Raw genomic sequence first — 425 nt, 5'->3', positions numbered from 1 at the left:
GCGGTCAGCTTCTGCCCGACGGTCGCCGTGCCGGTGATGGTCGGCGTCGCTCCGGTGATGACCGCGCCGTTGGCGACGGCGGCGGTCGTCGCGCTGGTCTTGGTGGCGGGGGAGTAGCCGGACTTGGTGCCGGTGACGCTCACGGTCAGCGTCGCTCCGGCATCACTCGCCTTGAGGACGTACGTCTTCGCGGTGGCACCGGAGATGTACACGCCGTTGTTCTTCTTCCACTGGTAGCTCAGCGTCACGCCGGAGTCCCAGGTACCCGGATTCGCGGTCAGCGTCGACCCGACGGTGGTGCTGCCGGTGATCGTGGGCGTCGGCATGAGCGTCTGCAGCGGCAGCCCGACCTGGGTGGCCGAGCTCGTGCGGGTCGCAGTCGTGTACCCGTACTTCGTGCCGGTGACGCTGACGGTCAGCGCGGT

At 68.9% G+C, this 425-nt stretch carries 1 pseudogene; it reads right to left on the bottom strand.

What is annotated here, in order from left to right:
* Positions 1–425, bottom strand: a pseudogene (locus MT350_RS19860) (hypothetical protein); the annotation flags it as partial.

It is taken from the genome of Rathayibacter sp. VKM Ac-2928, assembly GCF_022815545.1.
GTDB lineage: Bacteria > Actinomycetota > Actinomycetes > Actinomycetales > Microbacteriaceae > Rathayibacter > Rathayibacter festucae.
Note: the sequence above shows the minus strand (reverse complement) of the source record. Positions and strands in the feature narration are given on the sequence as shown.